The sequence below is a fragment of the Fibrobacter sp. UWOV1 genome (assembly GCF_900142495.1).
Lineage (GTDB): Bacteria > Fibrobacterota > Fibrobacteria > Fibrobacterales > Fibrobacteraceae > Fibrobacter.
In genome coordinates this window covers 1-2,080 of the sequence record NZ_FRBA01000027.1, presented here as the reverse complement: position 1 = coordinate 2,080, position 2,080 = coordinate 1, and the positions used below count along the sequence as shown (strand labels likewise).

Annotated in this window: 2 protein-coding genes and 1 pseudogene; all 3 read left to right on the top strand. The window is 46.7% G+C overall.

What is annotated here, in order from left to right; translation table 11 throughout:
* The first annotated feature begins 191 nt into the window (after positions 1 to 191).
* The gene (locus tag BUC02_RS15570) at positions 192 to 527 is read left to right on the top strand and encodes a helix-turn-helix domain-containing protein (protein ID WP_073324109.1); all 336 of its coding nucleotides are present in this window, start codon (positions 192 to 194) and stop codon (positions 525 to 527) included.
* Positions 428 to 1,348: an IS3 family transposase gene (locus BUC02_RS15565; protein ID WP_139261272.1), complete on the top strand. Its 921-nt coding sequence runs from the start codon at positions 428 to 430 to the stop codon at positions 1,346 to 1,348. Before BUC02_RS15570 ends, BUC02_RS15565 begins: the two co-directional genes overlap by 100 nt.
* 142 nt (positions 1,349 to 1,490) lie before the next feature.
* Positions 1,491 to 2,080, top strand: a pseudogene (locus tag BUC02_RS15560) (leucine--tRNA ligase); the annotation flags it as partial.

Sequence of the window (2,080 nt, the reverse complement as noted above, 5' to 3'; positions counted from 1 at the left end):
TTGTGTTTGATTTGTGGTTATTTCAAATCTAAAAATTGGAACATCCTATTTTTTTACCCCCTTAGTGGAATTTGCGAAAGAAAATATACGTTACCTTTGATGTTCGCGACATATGTCACAAGTGTCGCGAATTTGAGATTTTGGGGCGACTAGTAGAGCCGAAAAAATGTACATTCCGTGCATCGAATGCATTGAAGCAGAAAGCCGTAGAAGCCATCGTTGTTAAATCGCAGCCATATTATGAAGTAACCGCAAAATATGGTATTAGCAGAAAATCACTAATGGACTGGGTTCGCAGGTTTCGTCATGGAGGATACGACGAACTGCTTGCAATAAAACCAAGAGGAAGACCCCGAAAAATGTCAAAAAGCACGTCAAGGATTTCAAAAGGGAAAAGTGAAATCGATCGACTTAAAGAAGAAAATGAATACTTGAAAGCGGAGAACGCCTACTTAAAAAAATTGAAGGCCCTAGACCAAGAAGATGCCGGGATGTTCGGTATAGGGCCGAAATCGTCCGGGAATTAACAAGTGAATATGCCCTCAAGTATCTTCTGAAGGCCAGCGGACTATCGCGTTCTACATACTACTATAACCTCCGTAGAAAACCGGACCGCTATGCGGAAGAACGTATCCGAATCAGGTCTGTTCATGCGGCAAACAAGGGACGTTACGGCTACCGCAGGATAGACGCGCAACTCAGAAATGAGGGCTACACGATCAACCACAAGACTATTTGCAGAATTATGAGAGAAGAAAATCTGAAAAACATCCGTAAACGCTGCAAGTACCGTTCGTACAAGGGCGAAATTGGGAAAACTGCGCCGAATAGGCTCAATCGCAACTTCAACCCAAAGGCTCCCGACAGGAAGTGGACAACCGATGTGACACAGATAAATATTGGCGTGAACAAATGCTATTTATCGCCCATACTAGATATGTACAATGGCGAGATAATCTGCTACACGATTTCCAACCATCCGGATCTCAAGATGGTTATGAATATGCTTGACAAGGCGTACTCCTTAAAACGTAAATGGAAAGGGCTAATTCTACATTCCGACCAAGGGTGGCATTATCAACATGTAAAATACCAGAAATCATTACGAGAGCATGGAATTATTCAAAGTATGAGTCGTAAAGGAAATTGTCTTGATAACGCCATGATGGAGAACTTCTTTGGAATAATGAAAACTGAATTTCTCTATCCGAATACATTTCGTGATATAGGTCATTTCAAGCGGGAATTAAAAAAATACATCGAATACTATAACAATGATCGGATAAAGCTTCGCTTAAATGGAATGAGTCCGGTTCAATACCGAACTCATAACGGAGTTTTATCCTAAATTTTAATTGTCCAATTTTTGGGGTTCACATCAAATGTGCGGGGAACGCCCAAAAGCAAAAGGGCGAACCGTTGCAGAAACCTCCTTGGCTTGGGTCATGGGCAAGCGAGCTTGCCCGCGACTCTCGCCTTGCGGGGTTTTCCCGATTATCCACTGGGAAGATGGGGAAATCTCTACCGTCGATGATGCCGAACTGCCGGTGCTGTTGCCGGAACTCAAGGACTACAAGCCGGGTGACGGCGGACAGTCCCCGCTCGCCAACGCCACCGAATGGCTCCAGGTGACCGACAAGAACGGCCGCAAGGGTATCCGCGAGACGAACACCATGCCGCAGTGGGCTGGCTCCTGCTGGTATTACCTGCGCTACATCGATGCCTGCAACGGCGATGCATTTGTGGCAAAGGAACTTGAAAAGTACTGGATGCCGGTCGACCTTTATGTGGGCGGTGCCGAACACGCCGTGCTCCACCTGCTCTACAGCCGCTTCTGGCACAAGGTGCTCTTCGACCTCGGTCTCGTCTCTACCGACGAACCGTTCCAGAAACTCTTCAACCAGGGCATGATTCTCGCCTTCGCTTACGAAGACGCCGCGGGCTCCAAGGTCCCGACTGACGAAGTCGAAGAGAAGAACGGCAACTTCTTCAAGAAGGGAACTGACATCGAGCTCAAGCAGATTGTGGCGAAGATGAGTAAGTCCCTCAAGAACGTCGTGAACCCGGATGACGTGGTGCG